Source organism: Bradyrhizobium sp. 40 (assembly GCF_023100925.1).
GTDB lineage: Bacteria > Pseudomonadota > Alphaproteobacteria > Rhizobiales > Xanthobacteraceae > Bradyrhizobium.
In genome coordinates, this window is sequence record NZ_CP064688.1 from 2,738,440 (window position 1) to 2,763,540 (window position 25,101).

28 protein-coding genes are annotated in these 25,101 nt (G+C 64.3%); 16 read left to right on the forward strand and 12 right to left on the reverse strand.

What is annotated here, in order from left to right:
• Positions 1–20: 20 nt before the first annotated feature.
• Complete coding sequence (locus IVB40_RS13075) at positions 21–2,795, reverse strand: PAS domain S-box protein (protein ID WP_247819010.1); 2,775 nt, start codon at positions 2,793–2,795, stop codon at positions 21–23.
• A gap of 239 nt (positions 2,796–3,034) precedes the next feature.
• Between IVB40_RS13075 and IVB40_RS13080 the strand changes: the two genes are divergently transcribed.
• On the forward strand, positions 3,035–3,421 hold the full coding sequence (locus IVB40_RS13080; RefSeq protein WP_027567703.1) for a response regulator: 387 nt from the start codon (positions 3,035–3,037) through the stop codon (positions 3,419–3,421).
• An 83-nt stretch (positions 3,422–3,504) separates the two neighbouring features.
• On the opposite strand, the gene IVB40_RS13085 is transcribed toward IVB40_RS13080, so the two are convergent.
• The 5 genes from IVB40_RS13085 to IVB40_RS13105 form a co-directional block, all read right to left on the reverse strand.
• Positions 3,505–4,623 (reverse strand): branched-chain amino acid ABC transporter substrate-binding protein, encoded by a 1,119-nt coding sequence (locus IVB40_RS13085; protein WP_007602405.1) that lies wholly within the window; start codon positions 4,621–4,623, stop codon positions 3,505–3,507.
• A 159-nt stretch (positions 4,624–4,782) separates the two neighbouring features.
• Positions 4,783–5,523, reverse strand: coding sequence for an ABC transporter ATP-binding protein (locus IVB40_RS13090; RefSeq protein ID WP_027518807.1), 741 nt, complete (start codon positions 5,521–5,523; stop codon positions 4,783–4,785).
• Positions 5,520–6,353, reverse strand: coding sequence for an ATP-binding cassette domain-containing protein (locus IVB40_RS13095; protein ID WP_247819011.1), 834 nt, complete (start codon positions 6,351–6,353; stop codon positions 5,520–5,522). The genes IVB40_RS13090 and IVB40_RS13095 overlap by 4 nt, the downstream gene beginning before the upstream one ends.
• Positions 6,350–7,669 (reverse strand): high-affinity branched-chain amino acid ABC transporter permease LivM, encoded by a 1,320-nt coding sequence (livM, locus tag IVB40_RS13100; RefSeq protein WP_247287230.1) that lies wholly within the window; start codon positions 7,667–7,669, stop codon positions 6,350–6,352. The genes IVB40_RS13095 and livM overlap by 4 nt, the downstream gene beginning before the upstream one ends.
• A gap of 11 nt (positions 7,670–7,680) precedes the next feature.
• Positions 7,681–8,598, reverse strand: a complete 918-nt coding sequence (locus tag IVB40_RS13105; protein WP_247819012.1) for a branched-chain amino acid ABC transporter permease LivH — start codon at positions 8,596–8,598, stop codon at positions 7,681–7,683.
• Positions 8,599–8,941: 343 nt separating this feature from the next.
• On the opposite strand from IVB40_RS13105, the gene IVB40_RS13110 reads away from it, so the two are divergent.
• Complete coding sequence (locus tag IVB40_RS13110) at positions 8,942–9,478, forward strand: hypothetical protein (RefSeq protein WP_247819013.1); 537 nt, start codon at positions 8,942–8,944, stop codon at positions 9,476–9,478.
• Here IVB40_RS13110 and IVB40_RS13115 read toward each other — a convergent pair.
• The 3 genes from IVB40_RS13115 to IVB40_RS13125 form a co-directional block, all read right to left on the reverse strand.
• Positions 9,440–9,832 (reverse strand): carboxymuconolactone decarboxylase family protein, encoded by a 393-nt coding sequence (locus IVB40_RS13115; protein WP_027567707.1) that lies wholly within the window; start codon positions 9,830–9,832, stop codon positions 9,440–9,442. The genes IVB40_RS13110 and IVB40_RS13115 overlap by 39 nt on opposite strands.
• 86 nt (positions 9,833–9,918) lie before the next feature.
• Positions 9,919–10,701, reverse strand: coding sequence for a 3-oxoadipate enol-lactonase (gene pcaD, locus IVB40_RS13120; RefSeq protein WP_247819014.1), 783 nt, complete (start codon positions 10,699–10,701; stop codon positions 9,919–9,921).
• 36 nt (positions 10,702–10,737) lie between these two features.
• A complete protein-coding gene (locus IVB40_RS13125) occupies positions 10,738–12,093 on the reverse strand; it encodes a 3-carboxy-cis,cis-muconate cycloisomerase (protein WP_247819015.1) in 1,356 nt (451 codons plus the stop codon).
• 181 nt (positions 12,094–12,274) lie between these two features.
• On the opposite strand from IVB40_RS13125, the gene IVB40_RS13130 reads away from it, so the two are divergent.
• The 10 genes from IVB40_RS13130 (at position 12,275) to IVB40_RS13175 (ending at position 20,176) form a co-directional block, all read left to right on the forward strand.
• Positions 12,275–12,721, forward strand: coding sequence for a carbon monoxide dehydrogenase subunit G (locus IVB40_RS13130; protein WP_018455582.1), 447 nt, complete (start codon positions 12,275–12,277; stop codon positions 12,719–12,721).
• Between the two features lie 135 nt (positions 12,722–12,856).
• A complete protein-coding gene (locus tag IVB40_RS13135; protein WP_007602418.1) occupies positions 12,857–13,342 on the forward strand; it encodes a (2Fe-2S)-binding protein in 486 nt (161 codons plus the stop codon).
• 33 nt (positions 13,343–13,375) lie between these two features.
• A complete protein-coding gene (locus tag IVB40_RS13140) occupies positions 13,376–14,182 on the forward strand; it encodes a xanthine dehydrogenase family protein subunit M (RefSeq protein WP_027567711.1) in 807 nt (268 codons plus the stop codon).
• A gap of 62 nt (positions 14,183–14,244) precedes the next feature.
• A complete protein-coding gene (locus tag IVB40_RS13145; RefSeq protein ID WP_247287225.1) occupies positions 14,245–15,180 on the forward strand; it encodes a MoxR family ATPase in 936 nt (311 codons plus the stop codon).
• Between the two features lie 128 nt (positions 15,181–15,308).
• Positions 15,309–16,511 (forward strand): VWA domain-containing protein, encoded by a 1,203-nt coding sequence (locus IVB40_RS13150; RefSeq protein ID WP_247287222.1) that lies wholly within the window; start codon positions 15,309–15,311, stop codon positions 16,509–16,511.
• A 9-nt stretch (positions 16,512–16,520) separates the two neighbouring features.
• Complete coding sequence (locus IVB40_RS13155) at positions 16,521–16,844, forward strand: XdhC family protein (RefSeq protein WP_247819016.1); 324 nt, start codon at positions 16,521–16,523, stop codon at positions 16,842–16,844.
• A 2-nt stretch (positions 16,845–16,846) separates the two neighbouring features.
• Positions 16,847–17,548: an XdhC family protein gene (locus tag IVB40_RS13160; protein ID WP_247819017.1), complete on the forward strand. Its 702-nt coding sequence runs from the start codon at positions 16,847–16,849 to the stop codon at positions 17,546–17,548.
• On the forward strand, positions 17,545–19,149 hold the full coding sequence (locus IVB40_RS13165) for a molybdopterin-binding/glycosyltransferase family 2 protein (protein WP_247819018.1): 1,605 nt from the start codon (positions 17,545–17,547) through the stop codon (positions 19,147–19,149). Before IVB40_RS13160 ends, IVB40_RS13165 begins: the two co-directional genes overlap by 4 nt.
• 163 nt (positions 19,150–19,312) lie before the next feature.
• Positions 19,313–19,702: a DUF4189 domain-containing protein gene (locus tag IVB40_RS13170; protein WP_007611990.1), complete on the forward strand. Its 390-nt coding sequence runs from the start codon at positions 19,313–19,315 to the stop codon at positions 19,700–19,702.
• Positions 19,703–19,765: 63 nt separating this feature from the next.
• Positions 19,766–20,176 carry a DUF2000 family protein gene (locus IVB40_RS13175; RefSeq protein ID WP_247362359.1) on the forward strand — a complete coding sequence of 137 codons (411 nt, stop codon included), beginning with the start codon at positions 19,766–19,768 and terminating at the stop codon, positions 20,174–20,176.
• A gap of 43 nt (positions 20,177–20,219) precedes the next feature.
• Here the strand turns inward: IVB40_RS13175 and IVB40_RS13180 are convergent, their stop codons facing one another.
• From IVB40_RS13180 to IVB40_RS13190, 3 genes are read right to left on the reverse strand one after another with little or no spacing between them, the layout of a single operon-like run.
• Positions 20,220–20,633 (reverse strand): GFA family protein, encoded by a 414-nt coding sequence (locus IVB40_RS13180; protein WP_247362357.1) that lies wholly within the window; start codon positions 20,631–20,633, stop codon positions 20,220–20,222.
• A gap of 11 nt (positions 20,634–20,644) precedes the next feature.
• Positions 20,645–21,109: an SRPBCC domain-containing protein gene (locus tag IVB40_RS13185; RefSeq protein WP_027567718.1), complete on the reverse strand. Its 465-nt coding sequence runs from the start codon at positions 21,107–21,109 to the stop codon at positions 20,645–20,647.
• Entirely contained in the window at positions 21,106–21,441 is a 336-nt protein-coding gene (locus tag IVB40_RS13190; RefSeq protein ID WP_007611986.1) for a metalloregulator ArsR/SmtB family transcription factor, read from the reverse strand. The genes IVB40_RS13185 and IVB40_RS13190 overlap by 4 nt, the downstream gene beginning before the upstream one ends.
• A gap of 109 nt (positions 21,442–21,550) precedes the next feature.
• Here IVB40_RS13190 and IVB40_RS13195 point away from each other — a divergent pair, with 109 nt between their 5' ends.
• The 4 genes from IVB40_RS13195 to IVB40_RS13210 are packed head-to-tail and all read left to right on the forward strand — an operon-like array spanning position 21,551 to position 25,093.
• The gene (locus IVB40_RS13195; protein WP_247362354.1) at positions 21,551–22,219 is read left to right on the forward strand and encodes a TetR/AcrR family transcriptional regulator; all 669 of its coding nucleotides are present in this window, start codon (positions 21,551–21,553) and stop codon (positions 22,217–22,219) included.
• On the forward strand, positions 22,216–23,004 hold the full coding sequence (locus tag IVB40_RS13200; protein ID WP_247287215.1) for an efflux RND transporter periplasmic adaptor subunit: 789 nt from the start codon (positions 22,216–22,218) through the stop codon (positions 23,002–23,004). Before IVB40_RS13195 ends, IVB40_RS13200 begins: the two co-directional genes overlap by 4 nt.
• Entirely contained in the window at positions 23,001–23,933 is a 933-nt protein-coding gene (locus IVB40_RS13205) for an ABC transporter ATP-binding protein (protein ID WP_247362350.1), read from the forward strand. Before IVB40_RS13200 ends, IVB40_RS13205 begins: the two co-directional genes overlap by 4 nt.
• Complete coding sequence (locus tag IVB40_RS13210; RefSeq protein WP_247819019.1) at positions 23,930–25,093, forward strand: ABC transporter permease; 1,164 nt, start codon at positions 23,930–23,932, stop codon at positions 25,091–25,093. The genes IVB40_RS13205 and IVB40_RS13210 overlap by 4 nt, the downstream gene beginning before the upstream one ends.
• Positions 25,094–25,101: the final 8 nt, after the last annotated feature.

Genomic DNA, 25,101 nt, shown 5'->3' on the forward strand with positions numbered 1-25,101 from the left:
ATCGCAGGGATGCCGCAGGCTCAACCCGCGAGCGCGGTCCTCAGCATCTTGGCGAGCTCGGACTTGCGGTAGGGCTTTGCCAGCAGCAGCACGCCGGAATCGAGCCGTCCGTGATGGACGATGGCGTTCTCGGTGTAGCCCGAGGTGAACAGCGTCTTCAGGTCGGGGCGGCGGCGAGCCGCCTCGTCGGCGAGCTGGCGTCCGTTCATGTTGCCCGGCATTATGACGTCCGTGAACAGCAGGTCGATGTTCTTGTCGGCGTCGATAATGACGAGGGCCTCGGCCGCGTTGCCGGCTTCGAGGGTGACATAGCCGAGGCTCTTGATCTGGGTCACGACATATTGGCGCACCAGCGCGTCGTCCTCGACGATCAGGATCTTTTCGTGGCCGCCGGTGACGGGCGCGTTCTGGAGCGCCTCGAACTCGGTCTCCTGCACGCCGCTCGAGCGCGGCAGGTAGATCTTCACGCTCGTGCCGTGGCCTTCCTCGCTGTAGATCTTGATGTGTCCGCCGGACTGCTTGACGAAGCCGAACACCATGCTGAGCCCGAGGCCGGTGCCCTTGCCGACCTCCTTGGTGGTGAAGAAGGGATCGAACACCCGGTCCATCAACTCCGGCGGGATTCCGGAGCCGGTGTCGCTGACGGCGATCATGACGTAATTGCCAGCCACCACGTCGGGGTTCATGCTGGCATAGCCGTCGTCAAGAAAGATGTTGCGGGTCTCCAGCACCAGCGTGCCGCCGTTGGGCATGGCATCTCGCGCGTTCAGCGCGAGATTGAGGATCGCGGTGGAAAGCTGGCCCGGGTCGATCAGTGCCGGCCACGCATCCTCGGTGAGTTGCGGCATGATGGTGATCTGCTCGCCGAGCGTGGGATGCAGGAGCTTTGCGGCCTCGAGCGTCAATGCGTTGACGTCGATTTCGCGCGGTTGGAGCGGCTGCTTGCGGGCGAAGGCGAGCAGATGCTTGGTCAGTTGCGCGCCGCGTTCGGCGGCGTCATCGATCAGCTTGGTGATGGCAGCGAGCTCGGGACGGTCAGCGACCGCGTCCGCCAGGATGCCGATCGTGCCGGTGATGACGGTCAGCACATTGTTGAAGTCGTGCGCGACACCGCCGGTCAATTGACCGATGGAGTCCATCTTCTGGACGTGCCTGAACTGCGCCTCGGCGGCCTGCTTCTCGGTGAGGTCGCGACCGATGAAGAAATGGCGCTTGACCGGATCGGACCAGGTGCCCATCCAGTTCAGCGTGACCTCGTGACCATCGTAGTGGTAGTAGCGCGCCTCGAAGCTGCGCTTGACCGCGCCACGCCGCGCCGCGCGCATCTCGTCGCGCGTCTTCTGGAGGTCATCGGGATGAATGAACTCGGTGGCGCTGTGCCCGATCATGTCCTCCGGACTCAAGCCCAGAATGGTCTTCACGCTGGGGCTGACCTGGATGAAATTGCCAAAACCGTCGGTGACCAGGATCAGGTCCTGCGAGGTCTCGAAGATCCGCTGCCGCTCCTCGACCTCGCGGCGCAGTTTTTCTCTTGCCTGCTTCTCTTCCGTGATGTCGTGGGCGATCTTGGAAGCGCCGATGATCTGTCCGTTGGCTGATTTGAGCGGAGAAACATTGAGAACGACGTCGAGCGGCCGACCGTCCTTTCGGATCCGGACCGTTTCATGCTGGGCGATCGTTTCATTGCCGCCGACCCTGTTCAGGATACCCCTGACCTCGGCCTTGCGGTCCTCCGGCACGATGATGTCGATCGGCTGGCCGATGGCCTCCGCGGCGGCATAGCCGAACAGATGTTCGGCGGCCTTGTTCCAGCCCGTGATGACACCGTCGAGGGTCTTCGTAATGATGGCATCATTGGCGGATTCGACGACGGCCCCGTACAGCGCAAGGCGCTTGCCATAATAGTCGCGATCCAATGCTGACTGCTGGCGCAACCTGCCGACGAGCCCCAGCGTGTGCGCCTGGAGGCGGACATTTTCGATCAAAAGCACTGCGAGCACGAAGGTCGCCGCGCAGAGGCCGTAGACGCGGCCGGCGTAGAAGCCGAGATCGAAGCGCGCGACGTTGACGATCGCCGACAGCGCGATGTCGAACAGCCACGCGCACATCACCACCATGAGCCAGACGTCGATGACCGAATGCGGACGGCGGAACCACAGCGAGACCAGCGCGGCAAAGCTCAAGGACCAGACAAAGGCCACCACGCCGATCATGATCTGCGTGTAACGGCCGTCGCGCAGCAGGACCGGAAGCAGGTCGTGCTGGGCAGTGACGATCCAGGTCAAGACGACCATGACCGCGGCGACGCCGACCACGCTGGCGTAGATCGCCTTGCTTGCCGAGCCCGCGATCCGGGCGCCGCCGTCGGCCTCCTTCAGCCAGGCATAGGCCAGCACGCAGAGCGGGAAGCCACCGTGCCAGATCATGTAGAGCCAGACCGTGGTCTGCTGGTTGGCTCCCAGCAGCCCGGTCGGCGAAAAAAGTCCGGGGAAGGTGAGGGCATGGACCACGGCCGCGGCAGCGGTGAACAGATAGCCCGTCGCCAGCACGAGCAGCGCGCGGGTCCTGAGCACCGCAAACTGCGACAACAGCAGGACCGCGGTGACGATGTCCGCGACGACGAGCGCGGATTGATAGCTCGCGACGAAGGCTGGCACGGGCAGCAGCGGGATACCTGCGAAGGGCACGGCCATTGCGAACAGGATCGACGAGACGCCCACGATCGCCAATGCTGCGGTGCGGTCTTTCGGGGTCGGCGCGGACACGTGAAGCTCTCGCAGATCGGTCTTGAGCATCTTCGCCAATCTCATTTGGCCCAATCAATTTTGGTCCATGGTAGCGGGTTCTGGGCACGCATCATGACAAAACCCACCGCGACTCAACCGAAGGTTACAGTTTACTTAATTTTATGGGGAACGCGCACGGGGGATCGGGTAAGATGCGCTTTACTGGACGGTGCCATAATGCTCTCCCGCTGCTACGGGTTCCAGGTTTGAATCAGGCATTTTGAATCAGGATCCGGGAGTTGTTCCCTATGCCCCGCGTTCTCATCATCGACGACCAGAAGGACGTCCGTGCGATGGTCGCGATCGTGCTGCGCGTCAACCGTTACGACGTCGTTGAGGCCGATAGCGGCGCAGCCGGGGTGAAAGCCTTCACCGAGACCTGCTTCGACGCGGCAATCGTGGACATTTTCCTTGGCGATACCAGCGGCGTCGAGGTCATCACGACGCTGCGCGAGCTTGCACCGAGTCTCCCGGTCGTTGCGGTGTCGGGGATGATGGCACTGGACTTCATGGAACAATCGCCCCACCTCGCCAACGTGGTCTGCCTGCAAAAGCCGTTTCGGCCGAACGATCTTCTTCAGGCACTAAGGAACGCCCAAGCTGCGGCGGACGGCGCGCTGCCTGCAGCCGTCTGATTCTGACGCAGGAAGAAACGCCCCGGGGCAAGCCGGGGCGCTATGATGATTGAATGAGGCGTTCAGGCCCCCGGCAAGCGTGCTTAGGTGCCGTTGCCGCTGATCGCGGCGTAGCCGCCCTTGGCGTCCCATTTGTAGACGACGTAGTCGAGCTGCTTGATGTCGCCCTTGGCGTCATACTCGATCGGCCCGATCACGGTGTCCCACTTGCCGGCCTTGATGGCCGCCATGACCTTCTTGGCGTCGGTAGTGCCGGCCTTCTTGGCCGCCTGCGACCAGACCTGCATCGCCGCGTAGGTGTAGAGCGTGTAGCCCTCAGGGTCGATGTTCTTGGCCTTGAAGGCCTCGACGATCTTCTTCGCGGTCGGCTTGTTGCGCGGATCGGGGCCGAAGGTGAACAGCGTGCCTTCGCCGGCAGGGCCGGTGATGGAGGCATATTCCTTGTCGGCGAGCGCGTCGCCGGCCATCAGCACGGTCTTGAGGCCCTGGTCGCGCATCTGGCGCAGGATCAGGCCGCTCTCCTGATGGTAGCCCCCGACATAGACGAGATCGATGTTGTCGCGCTTCAGCCGCGAGACGATCGCGTTGAAGTCCTTGTCGCCCTTGTTGTAGGACTCGTACATCTTCTCGGTGACGCCGGCCTTGTTGAGCGCCTTCTTGGTCTCGTCCGCAAGACCCTTGCCGTAGGTGGTCTTGTCGTTGAGGATGGCGATATTCTTGCCCTTGTAGTTCTTGGCGATGTACTGGGCGGCGACCAGGCCCTGCTGGTCGTCACGGCCGCAGACGCGCGCCACGTTCCACAGTCCGCTATCGGTGAACTTCGGATTGGTGGAGGCGGGAGTAATCTGGAGCACGTTGCCGTCGGCATAGGCTTCCGAAGCCGGGATCGACGACGACGAGCAATAATGCCCGGCCACGAAGGGGATCTTCGCGCCGGCGATCTTCTCGGCGATCGAGCGCGCCTGCTTCGGGTCGCAGGCGTCGTCCTCGACGGACAGCGCCAGCTTCTTGCCGTTGAGGCCGCCGGCGGCGTTGATGTCGGCTACGGCCATCTCGGCGCCGTTCTTCATCTGGCGGCCGAAAGCGGACTCGCCGCCGGTCATAGGACCTGCGACTGCGACGGTGACATCCTGCGCGAATGCCGCGCTCGACAGCGCGATCGACGCGCCGAATGCCAGACCGATGAGCTTCAGTGATTTCATGAGATACCTCGAGGGTGGTCGCCTGTGGGAGTTACCGGGCATGCCCGGTTCAAACCGGCGCTATTCTTGAATGAATTCGAGGAGAAGTCACCGGCAAAATACGGGCATGGGCAGAGATATCTCGCCACATTCGGCAGCGCGGGTGCGCCCTGGGCGGCCTCAACCGTGCCGGCCGCCTTCCAGGTAGGCGGCGCGAATCTCGGGGCGCTGCAACAACTCGGCGCCGGTCCCGGCCAGCGTGATCAGGCCATTGACCATGACATAGCCGCGATGGGCGAGCTTGAGCGCATGGTTGGCGTTTTGCTCGACGATCAGCACGGTGAGGCCGTCTTGCCGGTTCAGAGTGCGGATCGCATCGAAAATCTGGCGCGCGATCAGCGGCGCCAGACCGAGCGAGGGCTCGTCGAGGAGGAGCAGGCGAGGACGGCTCATCAAGGCGCGGCCGATGGCCAGCATCTGCTGCTCGCCGCCGGACAGGGTTCCGCCACGCTGGGCGTAGCGTTCCTTCAGTCGCGGGAACAGCGTGAACACGCGTTGTAGCGTCGCCTCGCGTTCGGCGTCAGTGCACTCGGTGGCGTCCGCCCCCATCTGGAGATTTTCCGCCACGCTCATGCGCGGGAAGATGCGGCGGCCTTCCGGCGATTGCGCGATGCGCAAATGCGCGATCTCGTGGGTGGGCACTTCGGTGATGTCGCGGCCTTCGTACAGGATCTGGCCGGCGCGGGCGCGCGGCTTGCCGAAGATCGTCATCATCAGCGTCGACTTGCCGGCACCGTTGGCGCCGATCAGCGCCACGATCTCGCCGGCAGTGATCTCGAGGTCGACGCCCTTCAGCGCCTCGATCTTGCCGTAGGCGGCGCGAAGGCCGCGGATCGCGAGCAAGGCAGTGGGCGACGTCACGACCCGCTCTCCATCACGGCCGCCGCCTCTTCCTCATCGGTGCCGAGATAGGCGGCGATCACCTTTGGATCGTCGCGAACCTCGCGCGGGGAGCCTTCAGAGATCTTCACACCGTGGTCCATCACAACGATGTGGTCGGAGATCTCCATCACCACAGACATGTCGTGCTCGATCAGCAGGATCGAGGTGCCGAGCTCGTTGCGGATCGACAGCAGCAGTTCGCTCAGGGCGGCACTCTCGCGCGCGTTGAGGCCGGCTGCGGGTTCGTCCAGGCACAAGAGCGCGGGCTCGGTGCACATCGCACGTGCGATCTCGAGCCGTCGCTGGTCGCCATAGGCAAAATTACCGGCGGCATCGTCGGCGCGATCGAGCAAATTGACCCGCTTGAGCCAATCGGTGGCGAGATCGATCGCGCGCTTCTCGGCGTCGCGGTAGACAGGCGCGCCAATGAGCCCAAGCAAGGTGAAGCCGGAGGCGCGCATCAGCGCGTTGTGCTGCGCCACCATCAGGTTTTCCAGCGCGGTCATGCCGGGAAACAGGCGGATGTTCTGGAAGGTGCGGGCGACCTTGGCCTGCTTGGCGATGCGGAAATCGTTCAGCCGCTCCAGCGCGATCACCTTGCCGTCGTCATGGTTGAGGCGGGTGGCGCCGCCGCTCGGCTTGTAGAACCCGGTGATGCAGTTGAACACCGTCGTCTTACCGGCGCCGTTGGGTCCGATCAGCGCGGTGATCTTGTTCCGCTCGGCAGCAAACGACAAGTCCTGCACCGCGACGATGCCGCCGAAGCGCATGGTGAGCCGGTCGACCTCGAGAATCTGGTCGCGGCTCATCCGTGTCCCTCCTTGACGAGGTCGGATGAGATCGCGTGGGCCTTGGTCAGATACACGGTCGGCGCGCGATGGCCGATCAGGCCGCGCGGCCGCCAGATCATGATCAGCACCATGGCCATGCCGAACACCAGCATGCGATAGCTCTCGAGGCTGCGGAACAGCTCGAAACCGCCGATCATGGCGAGCGCGGAGAGCGCAACCCCAAGCTGCGAGCCCATGCCGCCGAGCACGACGATGGCGAGCACCAGCGCCGATTCCTGGAAGGTGAAGGATTCCGGGCTGATGAAGCCTTGGCGGGTCGCGAAGAACGCGCCGGCAAAGCCGCCGAACATCGCACCGGTCGCGAATGCCGTGAGCTTGGTCGTCGTGGTGTTGATGCCGAGCGCGCGGCAGGCGACTTCATCCTCGCGCAAAGCTTCCCAGGCGCGGCCGATCGGCAGGCGGCGCAGCCGGATCGTCACCCAGTTGGTGAGCAGCGCGAGCGCCAGGATCAGGTAGAACAGGAAGACGATGCGGTGGGTCGGCGAATATTCGATGCCGAGCCTGGCGGCGAGCCCGTTGTCGCTGTTGTCGAGCGGGATGCCGAAGAAGGAGGGGCGGGGAATGCTGGAGACGCCGTTGGGGCCGCCGGTCAGATCCTGCCAATTGATGATGACGAGGCGGATGATCTCGCCGAAGGCGAGCGTCACGATGGCGAGGTAGTCGCCGCGCAGGCGCAGCACGGGAAAGCCGAGCAGCACGCCCCAGAATGCGGCGAGGACGCCGGCGAGCGGCAGGCAGATCCAGAATGACCAGCCGAAATTGGTCGCAAGCAGCGCGTAGGAATAGGCGCCCACCGCATAGAAGGCGACGTAGCCGAGATCGAGCAGGCCGGCGAGGCCAACCACGACGTTCAATCCCCAGCCCAGCATGACATAGGTGAGCACGAGGATTGCGAGGTCGAGGATGTACCGCTGGTCATAGAAGATCACGGGCACCAGCACCGTGAAGATCAGGAGCGCCGGTGCGAGATAGCGGCCGAGGAACGACATTCCGCTCTGCACTGCTGGCGGCACCAGCTTCTCGGCGCCGGTCGGACCGATCCATTGCTTGAGCAACTCGAGCACGATCGAGCCGCCGAATACCGCGGCGACGAGGGAGGCGACCTCGCCGAAGCGCGTCCAATAGGTGAGCTGGCCGTCGGAACCGGCTTCGGTGCGGACGCCGACCATCAGCGAGAACAGCACCAGCGCGATCAGTGCGTTGACGCAGGCGGTCTTCAGGAGAGCGGGGATGCCCGATGCAGCTTTGGCCGTATTGCTCGAGGGAGTTTTCACGCGCGCGACCGTCAGACTTTTTCGACTTCGGGGCGGCCGAGCAGGCCGGTCGGCATGAAGATCAGCACGACGATCAGGATCGAGAACGCGGCGACGTCCTTGTACTCGACCGAGAAATAGGCCGACCAGAACGTCTCGATCAGCCCGATCGCGAGCCCCCCGAGCATGGCGCCGGGCAGCGAGCCGATGCCGCCGAGCACGGCCGCCGTGAACGCCTTGATGCCGGCGACGAAGCCCATGAAGAAATCGACTAGGCCGTAATAGAGCAGGTACATCAGGCCGGCCACCGCGGCGAGCGCAGCGCCGATCACGAAGGTCATGGAGATGGTGCGGTCGACGTTGACGCCGAGCAGCGCCGCCATGGTCTGGTCCTGCTCGCAGGCGCGCATGTCGCGCCCGAGCCGTGTGCGCGACACCAGCCAGGTGAAGATCGCCAGCAGCACGATGGTGGTGATGACCACCACGATCTGGATGTTGGAGAGCTGGATGACGAAGCCATCGGCGCTCTCGTGCAGCGTATATCCGCCGGTGATCACTGGCGGCACTGGCTTCACCCGTGCGCCTTGCGCCACCTGCGAATAATTGGTCAGCACGAACGACATGCCGATCGCCGACAGCATCGGCGCCAGGCGGAAGGAGTGGCGCAGCGGACGGTAGGCGATGCGCTCGATGGTCCAGCCATACAGGGCGGTGACCGCCATCGAGACCAGGATCACGATCAAAAGGATCACCGGGACCGAAGTCAGGCCGGTCGAGACCAGGAGAAGGAAGGTGATCAGCGCGATGAAGCCGCCGATCATGAAGACATCGCCATGGGCGAAGTTGATCATGCCGACGATGCCGTAGACCATCGTGTAGCCGATCGCGATCAGCCCGTAAATCGAGCCGAGCACGAGGCCGTTGATGAGCTGCTGGGCGAAATAGTCCATAGGCTGCCGTACCCAAATCTGACGCGGCTCAAAGGGAGCTCTTCGAGAGAGAGTGCTGGTTTCTTCTCGGGCCCCGGCAGCCCTTAAGCATTCTCGTTTTGTAACAGGAGGGAACTGGCGGCTGCAACCGGCCCTGCCTCCGCATCAAGGCTTTTACAGAGATCATTTGGGCGCTCCGGTTCCCCGCAATGGGCGGAACCGGCGCCACCGGCGCCCAATTGGATGCCTGTCGGGAGGCAGTTAAGGTAAACAAAGGGTTTAAATTGCCGCCACAGTCTGATGCGAGTTAGCTCCCGGCAAAGCCTTCCATCGAAGGCGCGGGCCAAACGAAGCGGGAAGCGGCATGTTCGGAAACTGGCGGATCGGTTCGGTCAACGGCGCACTTCTGGCGGCCTATTTCATCCCGGTCTGGACCCTCGTTGCCTTCAACATCATGGTGGCGCCGGTGCACGGCCTCTATGAGCGGCCGAGCGTCGCAGTGGCGCTTTTCCTCAGCGACCATCTCCAGATGGCGGGGATGGACACGGTGCGCGCCGCCTGGCTGCTGGCACTGGGGCGACTGACGGTGGTGGCGTTCTTTGCGATCTACCTTGCGCTGCTCTGCATCCCCCGCATCCGCAAGAACGGCGGCAGCGACGAAGCGCTGGGCATTGCGCTTGCGATCGGCAGCCTGATCTCGTTTGCGAGCATGATCATGGCCTCGAAGGTCGGCGAGATGGCCGCGCTGCGGCTGCATGCCACCGAGCTCCTACTCTTGCTCGGTGCCGCCATCGTGGTGGTGATCGAACGGCCCGCGGCGGCGCCCAAGATCGTTCAGAGGACCGTCGAGGCCAACCCGCCGCTAGGTCTTGAGCAGGCCGAGCTCCTGCACAATCGCTGAGGCTTCCTTGACGGCGTGGTTCGCCGCCGGCACGCCGCAATAAATCGCCTGCTGCAGCAGGATTTCCTTGATGTCGTCGGGCGTGAATCCGCCCTCGGCGAGGGCTGCGCGCACATGCAGGCGGAATTCGTCCCATTGGCCGAGCGCAACCATGGTGCCGATCACCAGCACCCGCCGCGTGCGCTCGTCGAAATGCGGCCGCGTCCAGATCTCGCCCCAGGCGTAGCGCGTGATCATGTCCTGGAAATCGGTGTTGAATGCATTGCGACCCGCGATCGACTTGTCGACCCAGGCATTGCCCAGCACTTTTCGGCGCACGTTCATGCCGGCATCGCGGCGTTTCTGATCGTCCATGCTGTTCTCCTCCTTCGTCATTGCCAGTCTGTCACCGCGGAGGCATTTTCTGGATTGCTTCGCTGCGCTCGCAATGACGGTTGCGACTAACGCTGCGTCAAGAAGCCTACCACTGCGTCGGTGAACGCGTGCGGCTGCTCGACATTGGAAATATGGGCGGCGTCGATGATGGTCATGCTTGCGCCGGGAATGTTTGAGCGGATCAATTCACCCGCCGAAATCGGCGTCGCCATGTCGTGGCGGCCGGCGATCACCAGCGTCGGGCTTTTGATCTTCGGCAGCAGCGCGCGCTGGTCGAGCGTCGACAGCGCTTCGCAGCAGGCGAGATAGCCTTCGACCGGCGAGGCCAGCAGCATCGTCTTCATCCTGGCGCTGATGTCGGGTGCGCGCTCGCGGAAATCCTGGGTGAGCCAGCCGGCAATAACGGCATCGGCGACGGCGGCGATGCCGCCCTTCTTCACGGCATCGATGCGCTCGAGCCATTTGGTCGGCTCGGCATAGTGGCAGGAGGTGTTGGCGAGGATGAGCTTGCCGAAGCGCTCCGGCGCGTTCGCGCCCAGCCATTGCCCGACCATGCCGCCCATCGACAGGCCGCACCAGTGCACTTTCTCGATATTGAGGTCGTCGAGGATCGCGAGCACGTCGCGGCCGAAGCGCTCCATCGTATAGGGGCCGGGCGGAACGTTGGACTTGCCGTGGCCGCGGCGGTCGTAGCGGATGACGCGGAATATCTGCGTCAGCGCCTTCATCTGCGGCTCCCACATCTGCAGCGTGCAGCCGAGCGAGTTCGACAGCATCAGCGTCGGCCCGCCGTCGCGGCCCTCGACGGAGACGTTGATCAGGCAACCGTCGGCATCGATCATGGGCATGCTGGCGTCTCCGTTTTATGTCCGCTCAAGGCTGCTCTATTCGCGTTCGAGGCTGTCGAGCAGGCGGTCGATCAGGGCTTGGGAAGCGCCTTGATAGGCCATCGGCTCGAACAACGCCGCAATTTTTTCCTGCGAAAGATACCCAGTGACCTGCGAATCGGCTGCGAGCACCTCGCGCAGATGCTTCTTCTCGGCGACCGCGCGCTTGCTCGCGGCCTCGATCAGATGATGCGCATCGCTCTTGCCGATCTTGTCGGCCAGCGCAAAGGTGACCGCTTCCGCCATGATCATCCCGTGCGTCGCATCGAGATTGCTGCGCATGCGCGCGGCATCGACATCGAGACCCTCGGCGATGTCGACGATGGCGGCAAGTGCGCCGGAGGTGACCAGCATTAATTGCGGCAGCGTCGGCCATTCCGCGTGCCAGGGACCGGCGCTGCGTTCGTGGTCCTGCACCTGTGCGGCAAAAATCGTCGCTGCGAGCTGAGGCGCCATGGTCGCGCAGCCCAGCGCACTTGCGGCCGCGACCGGGTTGCGCTTGTGCGGCATGGTCGAGGAGCCGCCGCGGCCTTCGCCGGCAGGCTCGAACGCTTCGCCGACATCGGTCTGCATCAGCAGCGAGACGTCGCGCGCGATCTTGCCGCAGCTGCCGGCGAGAATCGCAAAGCTCGATGCGGCTTCCGCGATGCGGTCGCGATGGGTGTGCCAGGGCGCTTCGGGCAGCAGCAGGTTCAGCTCCCGAGCCAGCCGTTCGGAGACCACGAGCCCCTTGTCGCCGAGTGCTGCAAGCGTGCCGGCCGCGCCGCCGAATTGCAGTGCGAGGCCCTCGCGGGAGAGCCGCCTCAAGCGGCAGCGGGCGCGGGCGAGGCTTGCGGCGTATTCGGCAGCCTTCAGGCCGAACGGCATCGGCAGCGCGTGCTGGAGCCAGGTCCGCGCCACCATCGCCGTGTTGCGATGATTGCGCGCCAGTGCGGCAAAGCCCTTGATGGCGCGGCTGAGATCGGCGTCCAACGCATCGATGCCGGCGCGAAGCGTGAGCATGGTCGCGGTGTCGATGACGTCCTGGCTGGTCGCGCCCCAATGCACGTAGCGGGCGGCCTCTGCGTCGGCCCTGCCGACATTGGCGGTCAGCGTCTTGACCAGGGGGATCGCGAGATTGCCGGATCGCGTCGCGGCCTCGGCCAGCGCAGCCATGTCAAAGGTATCGGCCTTGCATGCGGCTTCGATCGGGCCCACCGCGGACGCGGGAATCACACCGGTGGCGGCCTCGGCTCGGGCCAGGGCTGCCTCGAAATCGAGCATGTTCTGGAGGGTCGACCGGTCGTCGCAGACCGCGCGCATGGCCACGCTCGACAGCATCGGCGCGAGCAGGGGGGAGAGGGATGTGCTCATATTACGCGGGACCTAACCACCATGGCCCGCCTGTGCCAATCCCAAACCGGCGGCGCAAGCTTTTTGCAGTTGCGAATATGCATTGCCCGTGACCGGAGGCCACCCTTTCTTTTGCCGCCTCCGTGCGGTACTTGAGCAGTAAAGTTGCACGATCCAAGTTCGGTATCCCGGGAGGCACCCAATGGCCATGACGATGAACGGCGAAGTCCAGCTTGCGGCGCCGCGCGAGGCCGTGTGGGCCAAGCTCAACGATGCCGAGGTGCTGAAGGCCTGCATCCCCGGCTGCGAGGAGCTGGAGAAGACCGACGATGGCGGCTTTCGTGCGACGGCGAAAATGAAGGTCGGTCCGGTGTCGGCGCGCTTCAAGGGCAAGGTCACGCTGTCCGATCTCGACCCGCCGAACGGCTACAAGATCTCCGGCGAAGGCGAGGGCGGGGTGGCCGGCTTCGCCAAGGGTGGCGCCGTGGTCAAGCTTGCGGAGAAGGACGGCGGCACCCTTTTGTCTTACGAGGTCGAGGCACAGATCGGCGGCAAGTTGGCGCAGCTCGGGCAGCGCCTGATCAACGGCGCCGCCAAGAAACTGGCCGACGAATTTTTCGCGAACTTCGCCAAGGCGGTACAGGGCTGAACGCTATCGCCTTTCGGCATGGCGCCTTGCATTCCCGGTGATGTTGCCCCGGGGCATAATGGCCCATATGATGGGTTGGAATAATTATAAGAACCGCTTCGACGGGACCCGTCGGGGCGCTGATAGAGAGTGCTTATGGCAAAAATCTCCCTCATCGTGAACGGCAATCCTGTTACGGCCAATGTCGATCCCCGCACCCTGCTGGTGCAGTTCCTGCGCGAGAATCTGCGGCTCACCGGCACCCATGTCGGCTGCGACACCTCGCAGTGCGGCGCCTGCGTCGTGCATCTGGACGGCAAGGCCGTGAAGTCCTGCACCACGCTCGCCGTGATGGCCGACGGCCACGAGGTCAAGACGATCGAGGGGTTGGCCGCCGACGGCGCGCCGCTGCATCCGATGCAGGAGGCCTTCCGCGAACACCATGGCCTGCAGTGCGGCTTCTGCACGCCCGGCATGATCATGACCGCGATCGACATCGTCCATCGGAAGGGCAACGAGCTCGACGACCACACCATCCGCGAGGAGCTGGAAGGCAATCTCTGCCGGTGCACCGGCTACCAGAACATCGTCACCTCGATCTCCGCCGGCGCCAAGGCGATGGCGAAATCCGATCTCGCGTAAACCTCGCGCGCACTCTGCGATCAGGACATTCAGATGTACGACTTCAAATATCATCGCCCCGGGACCGTTCGGCAGGCCGCCAACATCCTGGTCAAGAACGAAGACGCCAAGGTGATCGCCGGCGGCCATACGCTGATTCCCGTCATGAAGCAGCGCCTCGCCAGCCCGCCGCATCTGGTCGACCTCTCCCATATCGATGGGCTCAACACGATCGAGATGAAGGGCCGCGCGCTTGTGATCGGCGCCACCGCCAGGCATGCCGAGGTCGCAAGCTCGGCCATCGTCGGCGAGGCGATCCCGGCGCTCGCGAATCTTGCCAGCCAGATCGGCGATCCCGCCGTGCGCCACAAGGGCACGATCGGCGGCTCACTCGCCAACAACGACCCCACGGCGGACTATCCGGCTGCAGTGCTCGCGCTCGGCGCCACCATCGTCACGAACAAGCGCCGCCTTAAGGCGGAAGAGTTTTTCCAGGGCCTGTTCACGACGGCGCTCGAAGCCGACGAGATCATCACCAAGGTGATGTTCCCGCTGCCGAAGAAGGCGGCCTATATCAAATTCCGCAACCAGGCCTCGCGTTACGCGCTGGTCGGCGTGTTCGTGGCGCGGCGTCCCTCCGACGTGCGGGTCGCGGTCACCGGCGCCGGCTCCGAAGGCGTATTCCGTGTCACCGCGTTCGAGGAAGCCCTGAAGAAGCGCTTCGCCGCGAAAGCGCTTGACGGCATCGAGGTGCCGGCGGACGGCCTCAACAGCGACATCCATGGCAGCGCCGAATACCGCGCGCACCTCATCGGCGTGCTGACGCGGCGTGCCCTCGACGCCGCCAACGCCAAGGAGTGAGTGATCCTCACGCCTCGGCCCAAACTTGTCCCCGGTGAGGGCGTAGCGAGACTGGCTTTTTCATGACCTCAGCGGCCAATACGTCCGGTGCCAATACTTCAGTTGTATTGCCGGCATCGGTCGATTCGATGCTCGAACTCCTGACGTCGCGCGGCTATCTCGCCGAGCGATCGCTGGCCACGGTGACCTATCTGTCGCTGCGCATGGGCCGGCCGCTGTTTCTGGAAGGCGAGGCCGGCGTCGGCAAGACCGAGATCGCAAAAGTGCTGTCGGCGGCCCTGGGGCGGAAGCTGATCCGCCTGCAGTGTTACGAAGGCCTCGACGTCTCCTCGGCGGTCTACGAGTGGAATAGCGCCGCGCAGATGATCGCGATCCGGATGGCCGAGGCCGCCGGAGATACCGATCGCGATCAATTGTCGTCCGACATTTTCGCCGATCGCTACATGATCAAGCGACCGCTGCTCCAGGCGCTCGAGCCTGACGTCGCCGGGCCGCCGGTGCTGCTGATCGACGAGCTCGACCGCGCCGACGAGGCGTTCGAGGCCTATCTGCTCGAAATCCTCAGCGACTTCCAGGTGACGATCCCCGAATTCGGCACCGTGAAGGCGCCGAGCCCGCCGATCGTCATCATCACCTCCAACCGCACCCGCGAGATCCACGACGCGCTGAAGCGGCGTTGTCTCTATCACTGGGTCGATTATCCCGACGCCGATCGCGAGCTCGCGATTGTCAAGTCGCGCGTGCCCGGCATCTCCGCAAAATTGTCGCAGCAGGTTGTGCGCTTCGTCCAGGCACTGCGCAATCAGGATTTCTACAAGTCGCCGGGCGTCGCCGAGACCATCGATTGGGCCACCGCGCTGTCGGAGCTCGACGCCCGCTCGCTGACCCCGCAAGTGGTCGGCGACACGCTGGGCGCGCTGCTCAAATACCAGGACGACATCACGCGGATGCAGGGCGACACCTTGCAGAAGGTACTGAAGGACGCGACGAGCGACTAGCTTGTCATTCCGGGGCGCGCGAAGCGCGAACCCGAAATCCATTGGGCCTCAGAGTGAGTAGATTGAATGGATTCCCGGCTCGCGCCCATGAGGGCGCGCCCCGGAATGACGGCTGAGAGTGATGAACCATGGCCATCAACCACCTTGCGCCTGAGCAGACCGAGCAGTTCGCCGACAATATCGTGGGCTTCGCCCGCGCGCTGCGGTCGGCCGGCATGCCGGTCGGGCCGGGTGCGGTCATCGATGCCATGAGCGCGCTCCAGGTGATCGACATCGGCAACCGCGCCGACGTCTTCACCACGTTGGAGGCGATCTTCGTCAAGCGCCACGAGCATGCGCTGATCTTCAAACAGGCTTTCAACCTGTTCTTCCGCGCGTCGGAAGAGTGGAAGCACATGCTGGATTCAGTGCCGTTGCCGGAGCAGGCCAAGAAGAAGCCGCAGGCCGGCTCGCGCCGTGTGCAGGAGGCGATGTCGCAGCCGCGCATGACGGAGACGCCGCAGCACCAGGAGCAGGATTTGCGTCTGTCGGTCTCGGACAAGGAAATCCTTCAGAAAAAGGATTTTGCGCAGATGAGCGCGGCCGAGATCACCGAAGCGCTCCGCGCCGTCGAGCGGATGCGGTTGCCGCAGGCCGAGCTTCTGACGCGCCGGCACCGGCCCGATCCCCGGGGCCTGCGCCTCGATCTCCGCCGAACGCTGCGCGCCTCGTTACGCACGGGCGGCGACATCATCGACATCCATCGCCTCGGGCGGATCGAGAAACCGGCGCCGATCGTCGCGCTGCTCGACATCTCGGGTTCGATGAGCGAGTACACCCGCCTGTTCCTGCATTTCCTGCATGCCATAGGGGACGCGCGAAAACGTGTCTCGGTCTTCCTGTTCGGCACCCGCCTCACCAACGTGACCCGGGCGCTGCGCCAGCGCGATCCCGACGAGGCGCTGGCGAGCTGCTCGGCCTCGGTGGAGGACTGGGCCGGCGGCACGCGGATCTCGGCCTCCCTGCACAATTTCAACAAATTGTGGGCGCGGCGCGTGCTGAGCCAGGGCGCCATCGTGCTGCTGATCTCCGACGGGCTGGAGCGGGAGGCCGATTCCAAGCTCGCCTTCGAGATGGACCGGCTGCACCGTTCCTGCCGGCGGCTGATCTGGCTCAACCCGCTGCTGCGGTTTGGCGGCTTCGAGGCCAAGGCCCAAGGCATCAAAATGATGCTGCCGCACGTTGACGAATTCCGTCCGGTACATAATTTGAGCTCGATCCAGGAGCTGATCACCACGCTCTCCCGGCCGCTGCCGCCGCATCACCGCAGCTTGATCCGCTCCGCAGCCTGAGAGGTAGCCATGCTCGATCGCGACGAGGATATTCTGAAGGCGGCGGAGGACTGGCAGAAGGCCGGCCGTGGCGTCGCGCTCGCCACCGTGGTGGAGACCTGGGGCTCGGCACCGCGCCCGGCGGGCTCGAGCCTCGTCATCAACGACGAGGGCGCGTTCCTGGGGTCCGTCTCCGGCGGTTGCGTTGAGGGCGCCGTGGTCACCGAGGCCATGGATGTGATCCAGAGCGGCAAACCCAGGATGCTGGAGTTTGGCGTTGCCGACGAGGCTGCCTGGAATGTCGGGCTGTCCTGCGGCGGCACCATCCGCGTCTTCGTCGAGAAGGTCGGCTAGCCGTGAAGCTCGCAATCCTGCACGAACTCAATGCCGAGCGCGCCGCGCGCCGCCCGGTGATCCTGGTGACGGACACCGAGAGCGGCGAGCAGCGCCTTGTGAAAGCCAAGGATTTCGCCAAGGATCCCTTGGGCGCTGAACTCGACAAGCAGCTTCGCATGGGCAAAAGCGCCAGTGTCGAGGCCGGCGGCAAGAAGCTCTTCCTCAACGTTTATGCGCCGACCGCAAAGCTCGTCATCGTCGGCGCTGTCCATATCAGTCAGGCGCTGGCGCCGCTGGCGCGCTCGCTCGGCTACGACGTCACCGTGGTCGATCCGCGCACGGCCTTTGCGAGCCCCGAGCGCTTCCCAGACGTTCCCTTGGTCGCGGAATGGCCCGACACGGCGCTGCCGCCACTCAACGTCGATGCCTACACCGCTTTCGTCGCGGTGACGCACGATCCAAAGATCGACGATCCCGCGCTGCTGCACGCTTTCGAGCGCAACTGCTTCTATATCGGCGCGCTCGGCTCGCGGAACACGCATGCCAAACGCGGCGACCGGCTGCGGGCGCAGGGCGCCAAGGACAACGACATCGCGCGCATCCATGCGCCCATCGGGCTTGCGATCGGCGCGGTCTCGCCGTCCGAGATCGCGGTGTCGATCATGGCCGAGATCACGGCGGTGCTTCGCCTGCCGCCCAAAGAAAAAGAAGAAGCCGCATGAAATTCGGCCCGGCGAGTCCCAGGGATGCGATCGGCGGGGTGACCGTCCACACCCTGCGCCAGGGACCGCTGGTGCTGAAGAAGGGCACGACGATCGGCCCTGCCGAGGTCGAGGCGCTGGAGCGCGCCGGCATCAAGGACATTGTGGTGGTGCGGATGGAGGCGGGCGATGTCTCCGAGGACGTCGCTGCCGCCAGCATCGCGCTCGCCGTCGGTGGCGATGGCATTCATGTCGAGCGTGCCTTTACCGGTCGAGCCAATCTGTTCGCCGGGCGCCCGGGCGTGCTGGTGATCGATCGCGCCGCAGTGGACCGCATCAACAATATCGACGAGGCCATTACCTTTGCCACGCTCTCCGCCTTCAAGCCGGTGGTCGAGGGCGAGATGGTCGGCACCGTCAAGATCATTCCGTTCGGCGTCGAAGGAAACTTGCGTGATGCCGCGGTGAAGGCCGCGGGTCGCGACGTTCTGAAGATCGCGCCTTACGTCATCAAGCGTGTCGGCTTGGTCTCGACGCTGTTGCCCGGCCTGTCCTCCAAGGTGATCGACAAGACGTTGCGCGTCACCGCCGAGCGGCTTGCGCCAGCCGGCGCTGGCATCATCGCCGAGCGGCGGGTCCCCCATGAGGAGCAGGCGCTGTCGGCTGCGATCAACGAACTGCTGGGACTTGGCGCCGAGCTCGTGATCGTGTTCGGGGCATCCGCGATCGCCGATCGCCGCGACGTGATCCCTGCGGCCGTGACCGGAATCGGCGGCGAGATCGAGCATTTCGGCATGCCGGTCGATCCCGGCAATCTTTTGCTGATTGCCCGGGCCGGCGCCGTTCCTGTGCTGGGAGCGCCCGGCTGCGCGCGCTCGCCGGTCGAGAACGGCTTTGACTGGGTGCTGATGCGGCTGCTGGCCGGCATCAAGGTGACACGGTCCGAGCTGATGGGCATGGGCGTCGGCGGCCTCCTGATGGAGATCGTCACGCGTCCGCAGCCGCGCGCAAAACCGGAGATCGAGAGCAACAACCACGTCGCGGTCATCGTGCTCGCGGCGGGCCGTTCGACCCGGATGGGTGGGCCCAACAAGCTACTGGCCGAGCTCGACGGCAAGAAGCTGGTGCGGATTGCGACCGAGCAGGCGCTGGCCTCGAAAGCATCGGAGGTCATCGTGGTCACCGGCCATCAGACCGAGCTGATCGAGCAAGCCTTGCAAGGCCTGAAGGTGCGTTTCGTCAAAAATCCGGATTTTGCCGGCGGCATCGCAAGCTCGGTCAAGGCCGGTATCGCGGCCGTTCCAGAAGCTTGCGACGGCGCTGTGGTCTGCCTCGGCGACATGCCGCTGATCGATGCCGGCCTGATCGACCGTCTCATCGACGCGTTCGCACCGGACCGCGGCAATCTCATCGTCGTGCCCGTCAGCGAAGGCCGCCGCGGCAATCCCGTGCTGTGGTCGCGCCGCTTTTTCACGGAGTTGATGACGCTCGACGGCGATGTCGGCGCGCGCCATCTGATCGCCAAGCACACCGAGGCGGTCGCCGAAGTGCCGGTCGACGGCGAGAGCGCCTTCCTCGACATCGACACGCCGCAGGCGTTGGAAGCGGCAAGACGCGGGTGACGCTGCGCTGAGTGGGCAAAGGCGCGTAGCGCCATGCCCAACATTTCCCCTTACTGCGATCCGAAATTGGTGGGGTCGCCTCAATTTCAACGCCCCGTTCACCATCTGGAAACAACCGCCGCTTACAGTTCTCTCCACCTGCCTTGGGGGGAGGGGTTTTTCCATGGCTTCGAACGTCGTCGCGCGCCGTTGCGCGATGTTTTTCTTTGCGCTGTCCGTCTGCGTCGCGGGCGCTCGCCATATCACCGATGCGCACGCCGCCGGTGCATTTGCGGTCGGCAAGTGCGGCGCCTATGGCCAAGCGTTTGATTATGGCGCCGAGCACGAAGCGCGTGCGGCGGCGCAGAAGCAGTGCAAGGGCGATTGCACGACCGTGACGATGAAGCGCGCTTGCGCCGCGATGTCGGTCGATCTGTCCAATCCCTGCGGCGCCTATGGCTATGCCGTCAAGCCGAAGATCTCGGCCACGCTCAATGCCGCGACGCGCGAATGCTACAAATACGGCGGCAAGGAATGCGTGATCCGCGCCTGGGCCTGCGACGCAAAGGGTTGATTCCTGTTGCCGTCATTCCGATGTTGCGTAGCATCGAGTCCGGAATGACAGTTGGGGAATTCAATGCAATTCGACACTAAAATCGCCGTTGTGATCCGCACTGATCTTCAGCCCTGGCAGAAGCTCAACGTTGCCTCGTTCCTGACCAGCGGCATCGCGGCTGCGTTTCCCGACTGCATCGGCGAGCCCTATGAGGACGCGTCGGGCACGAAATATCACGCGCTAATCGGACAGCCGATCCTGATCTATGGCGCCGACGGTCCCGCATTGACGCGCGCGCTCGATCGGGCCCTGACGCGCAGCGTCAAGCCGGCGGTCTACACCGAGGACATGTTCAAGACCACGCATGATGCCGCCAATCGCGAGGCGGTGAGGGCAGTGGCGCGCCCTGACCTCAACCTCGTTGGACTTGCGATGCGCGCCGAGCGCAAGGTGATCGACAAGATCGTTGATGGGCTGAAGTTTCATAGTTGACGTGAATGCGCGCGGTCTTGCGCGCGCTTCCACTTGCGATGCCTTACCCCGGCGGCATGCCAGCGAATTTCGGCAGGTCCGGGTCAAGACGATCCCAGTCATGTCCGCGCGCGGCGAAAGTGACCGCCTGCGGCTTGTAGCGGGCGGGCTCGTCGAGACTTGTGGCGCGGATCGTAAAGACGTCGGGCTGTGCCGCGAAGGTCATGTAAACAGGCACGCCGCACTGCGTGCAGAAACCGCGCGTCTTCACGTTGCCGCTGTTGGCGACCATGTCCCAATGCTTCGCCTCGCCGGTAAGCGTGACGCCGGCGCGCGCGAAGGTTATGTAGGAGCCGTGCCCGCTGCCGCTTTCGCGCTGGCAGTCCCGGCATTGGCAGTGATTGGCGAACAGGGGCTCACTGGCGATCGAATAGCGGATCGCGCCGCAGGCGCAGCCGCCGGTAAAGGGCTTGGTCATGCGATAACTCCTTACTTGTCTTCGCCGCTGATCTCGTCGAGCTGGCGGACGACCTTCTTCCAGCCGCCGCTCATGCCCGTGTAGGCCGACTGGTTCCTGGGTATGACGAAGCCCGCATGAACCAGACGGATCCGCGTGCCGGCCTCGACCGGGGTGAGGGACCACGTCACGACAGTGTCGAGCGGCGCGCCGTAGCCGGTGTTGCGCTCATCGCCGCCCTTCCAGGCGTAGACGAGGCGCCGGTTCGGCATGACTTCAAGGACGCGACAATGGATGACGCCATCCCAGGCGCCGCCCGGCGTGGTCTGGTAGGTGAAAGTGTTGCCTTCGACGGCCTCGAAACCGGTCGGCGGCATCAGCCAGCGCGCGATGAGCTGGGCGCTGGTCAGCGCCTTCCAGATCGTCTCCGGCGCGTGAGGGAGCACCTCGTCGAGGACGATGTCTTTTGTCTCGGCTTTCAATTCAAGAGCACTCACGGATCGATCTCCTTCAAGAGGTCACGCAGGTTCTGGAAGCGCTCGCGCCAGAACACGCCGTAATGGTCCATCCAGGAGACCAACGGTTCGAGGCCTTGCGGCGCGGCACGGTAATAGACGTTGCGGCCCTCGGCACGCTCGGCGACGAGGCCGGCCTGCTTGAGGGACTTCAAGTGTTGCGAGATCGCGCCTTGCGTCACGCCGCTTCCGCGCGTGAGCTCGGCGACGCTGATCTCCTTGCTCTCGAAGACGCGCTCGAACACCGCGCGCCGGGTCGGATCGGCGAGGGCGCGCATCACGGTGGTGACGGGATTTGGGGCGGCTTCGATCATGGGAATTAGATTAGCATCCACTAATGAATTAGTAAAGGCTAATTTATTGGCCTGGTTGGGTCTGTAATCCTGCCTTGACCATGACTGACCGGTCAGTCATGTAATCGGGATGACCAAGAAGCCGACCAAACCCGCCGCTCCGTCCACAGATCGCGCCAGCGACGCGGCACCCGCGTCGAGCCGCGCCACGCGCGCGGCGGAACGGCGTGCCGCGATCGTGGAGGCCGCGATGGAGGAATTCATCGCGCGCGGCTTTGCCGCGACGCGGCTCGACGACATCGCGAAGCGCGCGGGTGTCGCCAAGGGCACCATCTACCTGCACTTCAAGGACAAGGAATCCATGTTCGAGGAACTGGTGCGGACCGTGATCGTCCCTGTGGTGACGCGGTTGACAGCATTGCCGCCGCCGGCGGGCTCGGTGCGTGATCTCGTCGAGACGTTTGCCAGCAACTTCCTCAAGGAGGTGATCGGCACCAGACGCGGTGATCTCGTGCGCCTGATCGTGGCCGAGGGACCGCGCTTTCCGTCCGTGGCCGATTTCTACTACCGCGAGGTCGTCTCGCGCGGGATGGCCGCCATGCGCGCCCTGATCGAACTCGGCATTGCCCGCGGCGAGATCCGCCAGAAGAACCTGGCGCATTACCCGCAGATCCTGGTCGCACCCGCGATGATCGCGGTGATCTGGCAGAGCCTGTTTGCGCGGCACGCGCCGCTCAACGCGCAGGACATGCTGCGCGTCCATCTCGATTTGATTTTTGGCGAACGGAGCTCGACATGAGGTCGTTGCGAGCAATTTTTATATTCGCATTAGTCGCGGTCCTCGCAACCGGGCTTGCTGGCTGCAAGGACAAGCGTGAGCCCGGCTTCCAGGGCTGGGTCGAGGCCGACATGATCTTCGTCAGCCCGGACGAGGCGGGCCGCGTGACGAAGCTGAACATCCGCGAGGGCGACGAGGTCAAGGTCGGAGATCACCTCTATTCAGTCGACGACGATCTCCAGCTTGCCGATCTCAACCAGAACAAGGCGACGCTTGCCAACGCGCAGCAGACCTATGACCGCGCGGCCTCGCTGAGCAAGACCGGCTCGGGCACGCAGGCCAATCTCGACTCGGCCGTCTCTGCCTTGCGCGTCGCCGAGGCGCGGGTGGCGACCTCGGAGACGCGGATGGCGCGGCGCAAGGGCTTTGCGCCCGTGGCCGGTACCATCCAGCAGATCTATTTTCGCGAGGGCGAGATGGTGGCAGCGCAGCGGCCCGTGCTCTCGATCATGCCTCCCGGCAACATGAAGCTGCGTTTCTTCGTGCCGGAGACCGAGCTGCCGAAGCTTGCGATCGGCGACACGGTGCGGATCGCGTGCGACAATTGCGCCGCCGATCTCACAGCAAAGATCTACTTCATCGCGACTTCGGCCGAATACACCCCGCCTGTCATCTACAGCCTCGAGGAGCGCAACAAACTCGTCTACCTGATCCAGGCGCGGCCGTCGCGCCCCGATGCGCTGCGTGTCGGACAACCCATCGACGTCCATCTCAATCCAAAAACCCCCGTGGCGGACAAGCGATGAACGGCGGCAATGGCATTGCGATCGACGTCAAGGGCCTGAGCAAGTCGTTCGGCGGCCGCGAGGTCGTGCACGATTTGTCGATGCAGGTGAAGCGGGGTTCGATCTACGGCTTCCTCGGCCCGAACGGCTCGGGCAAGACGACGACGATTCGCATCCTCTGCGGCCTGCTCACGCCCGACAGCGGCGAGGGCACCTGCCTCGGCTACGACATCAGGCGCGATGCCGAAAAGATCAAGCGCCAGGTCGGTTACATGACCCAGCGCTTCAGCCTCTATCAGGATCTCTCTGTCCGCGAAAACCTCGAATTCGTCGCGCGCCTATACGGCCTTCGCGATGCACGCGGCGCCGCGCGCGACATGATCAAGCGGATCGGGCTCTCGGGGCGCGAGGAACAGCTCGCGGGCGAGCTCTCCGGCGGCTGGAAGCAGCGGCTGGCGTTGGGCGCCTGCACATTGCCCAGTCCGAAACTGCTGCTGCTGGACGAGCCGACCGCCGGCGTCGACCCGAAGGCGCGGCGCGATTTCTGGAACGAGATTCATGCACTGGCGGCCGACGGTCTCACCGTGCTGGTCTCGACACACTACATGGACGAGGCCGAGCGCTGTCACGAGATTGCTTATATCGCCTATGGCCATCTGCTCGTGCACGGCACCGTGGACGAGGTGATCGCGAAATCCGCGTTGACGACCTACACCGTGACGGGCGAGGACCTGAACGGGCTCACCGCTGCGCTCACCGGCAAGCCCGGGATCGACATGGTGGCGCCGTTCGGCACGTCGCTGCACGTCTCCGGCCGCGACGTCGCCGCGCTCGAGGCCAGCATCGCGCCGTGGCGGGAAAAAAGCGGACTGCATTGGCACAAATCCTCGCCGTCACTGGAAGACGTGTTCATCGAATTGATGAGTCGTTCCAAGGACAATTTCCAATGAGCGCGGTCGATCGTTCCGAACCCCAGCACGCGATCAGGGAGCGCTTCGGCTTCTGGAGGCGCTCCTATGCGATGCTGATCAAGGAGTTCATCCAGCTCAGGCGCGACCGGGTGTCGTTTGCAATGATCGTGATGCTGCCGGTGATGCAGCTGCTCCTGTTTGGCTATGCCATCAACACCACGCCGCACAATCTGCCGAGCGCGGTGCTGCTCCAGGAGGACTCCGATCTCGCCCGCTCGATCCTGAAGGCACTGGAGAACACCGCCTATTTCCGCTTTCTCTACGAAGTGCACGACGTCGAGGATTTCGACAATCTCCTGAAATCCGGCAAGGTTCTATTCGGCGTCGAGATCCCGCGCGGCTTCGAGCGGGCAGTGCGGCGCGGCGATAAGCCGGCGCTGCTGGTCGCGGCCGACGCCACCGATCCAGTGGCGGCGAGCGCGGCGATCGGCTCGCTCGGCATGGTCGTGCAGACCGCACTCAAGCACGATCTCTACATCGGAGATCCTCCGGAGATGCCGTTCGAGATCCGCGCGCATGCCCGCTACAACCCCGCCGCCGCATCGAGCCTCAACATCGTGCCGGGCCTCGTCGGCACCATCCTCACCATGACCATGCTGATCTTCACCGCGCTCTCGGTCACGCGCGAGGTCGAGCGCGGCACGATGGAGAGCCTGCTGTCGATGCCGATCAGGCCGGCCGAGGTGATGTTCGGCAAGATCATCCCTTACGTGCTGGTCGGGTTCGTGCAGGCGTTCCTCATCATCGGCATCGGGGTCGGCCTGTTCGGCGTGCCGGTGCTCGGCAATCTGTTCCTGCTGGCGCTGCTCTCGACGCTGTTCATCACGACCAATCTGGCGATCGGGTATACGATCTCGACGCTGGTGCAGAACCAGCTCCAGGCGATGCAGATGTCGATGATGTTCTTCCTGCCGAGCATCTTGCTGTCCGGCTTCATGTTCCCGTTTGCCGGGATGCCGGCCTGGGCGCAATATGTCGGCGAGTGCTTGCCGCTGACGCAATATTTGCGCATCGTCCGCGCCATCATGCTGAAGGGCGCGAGCATGCAAAATTTGCATTTCGACGCGCTGGCGCTGGCGGTCCTGATGCTGCTCGCCATGACCATCGCCGTGACGCGCTTCCGCCGCACGCTGGATTGAGGCAAGAT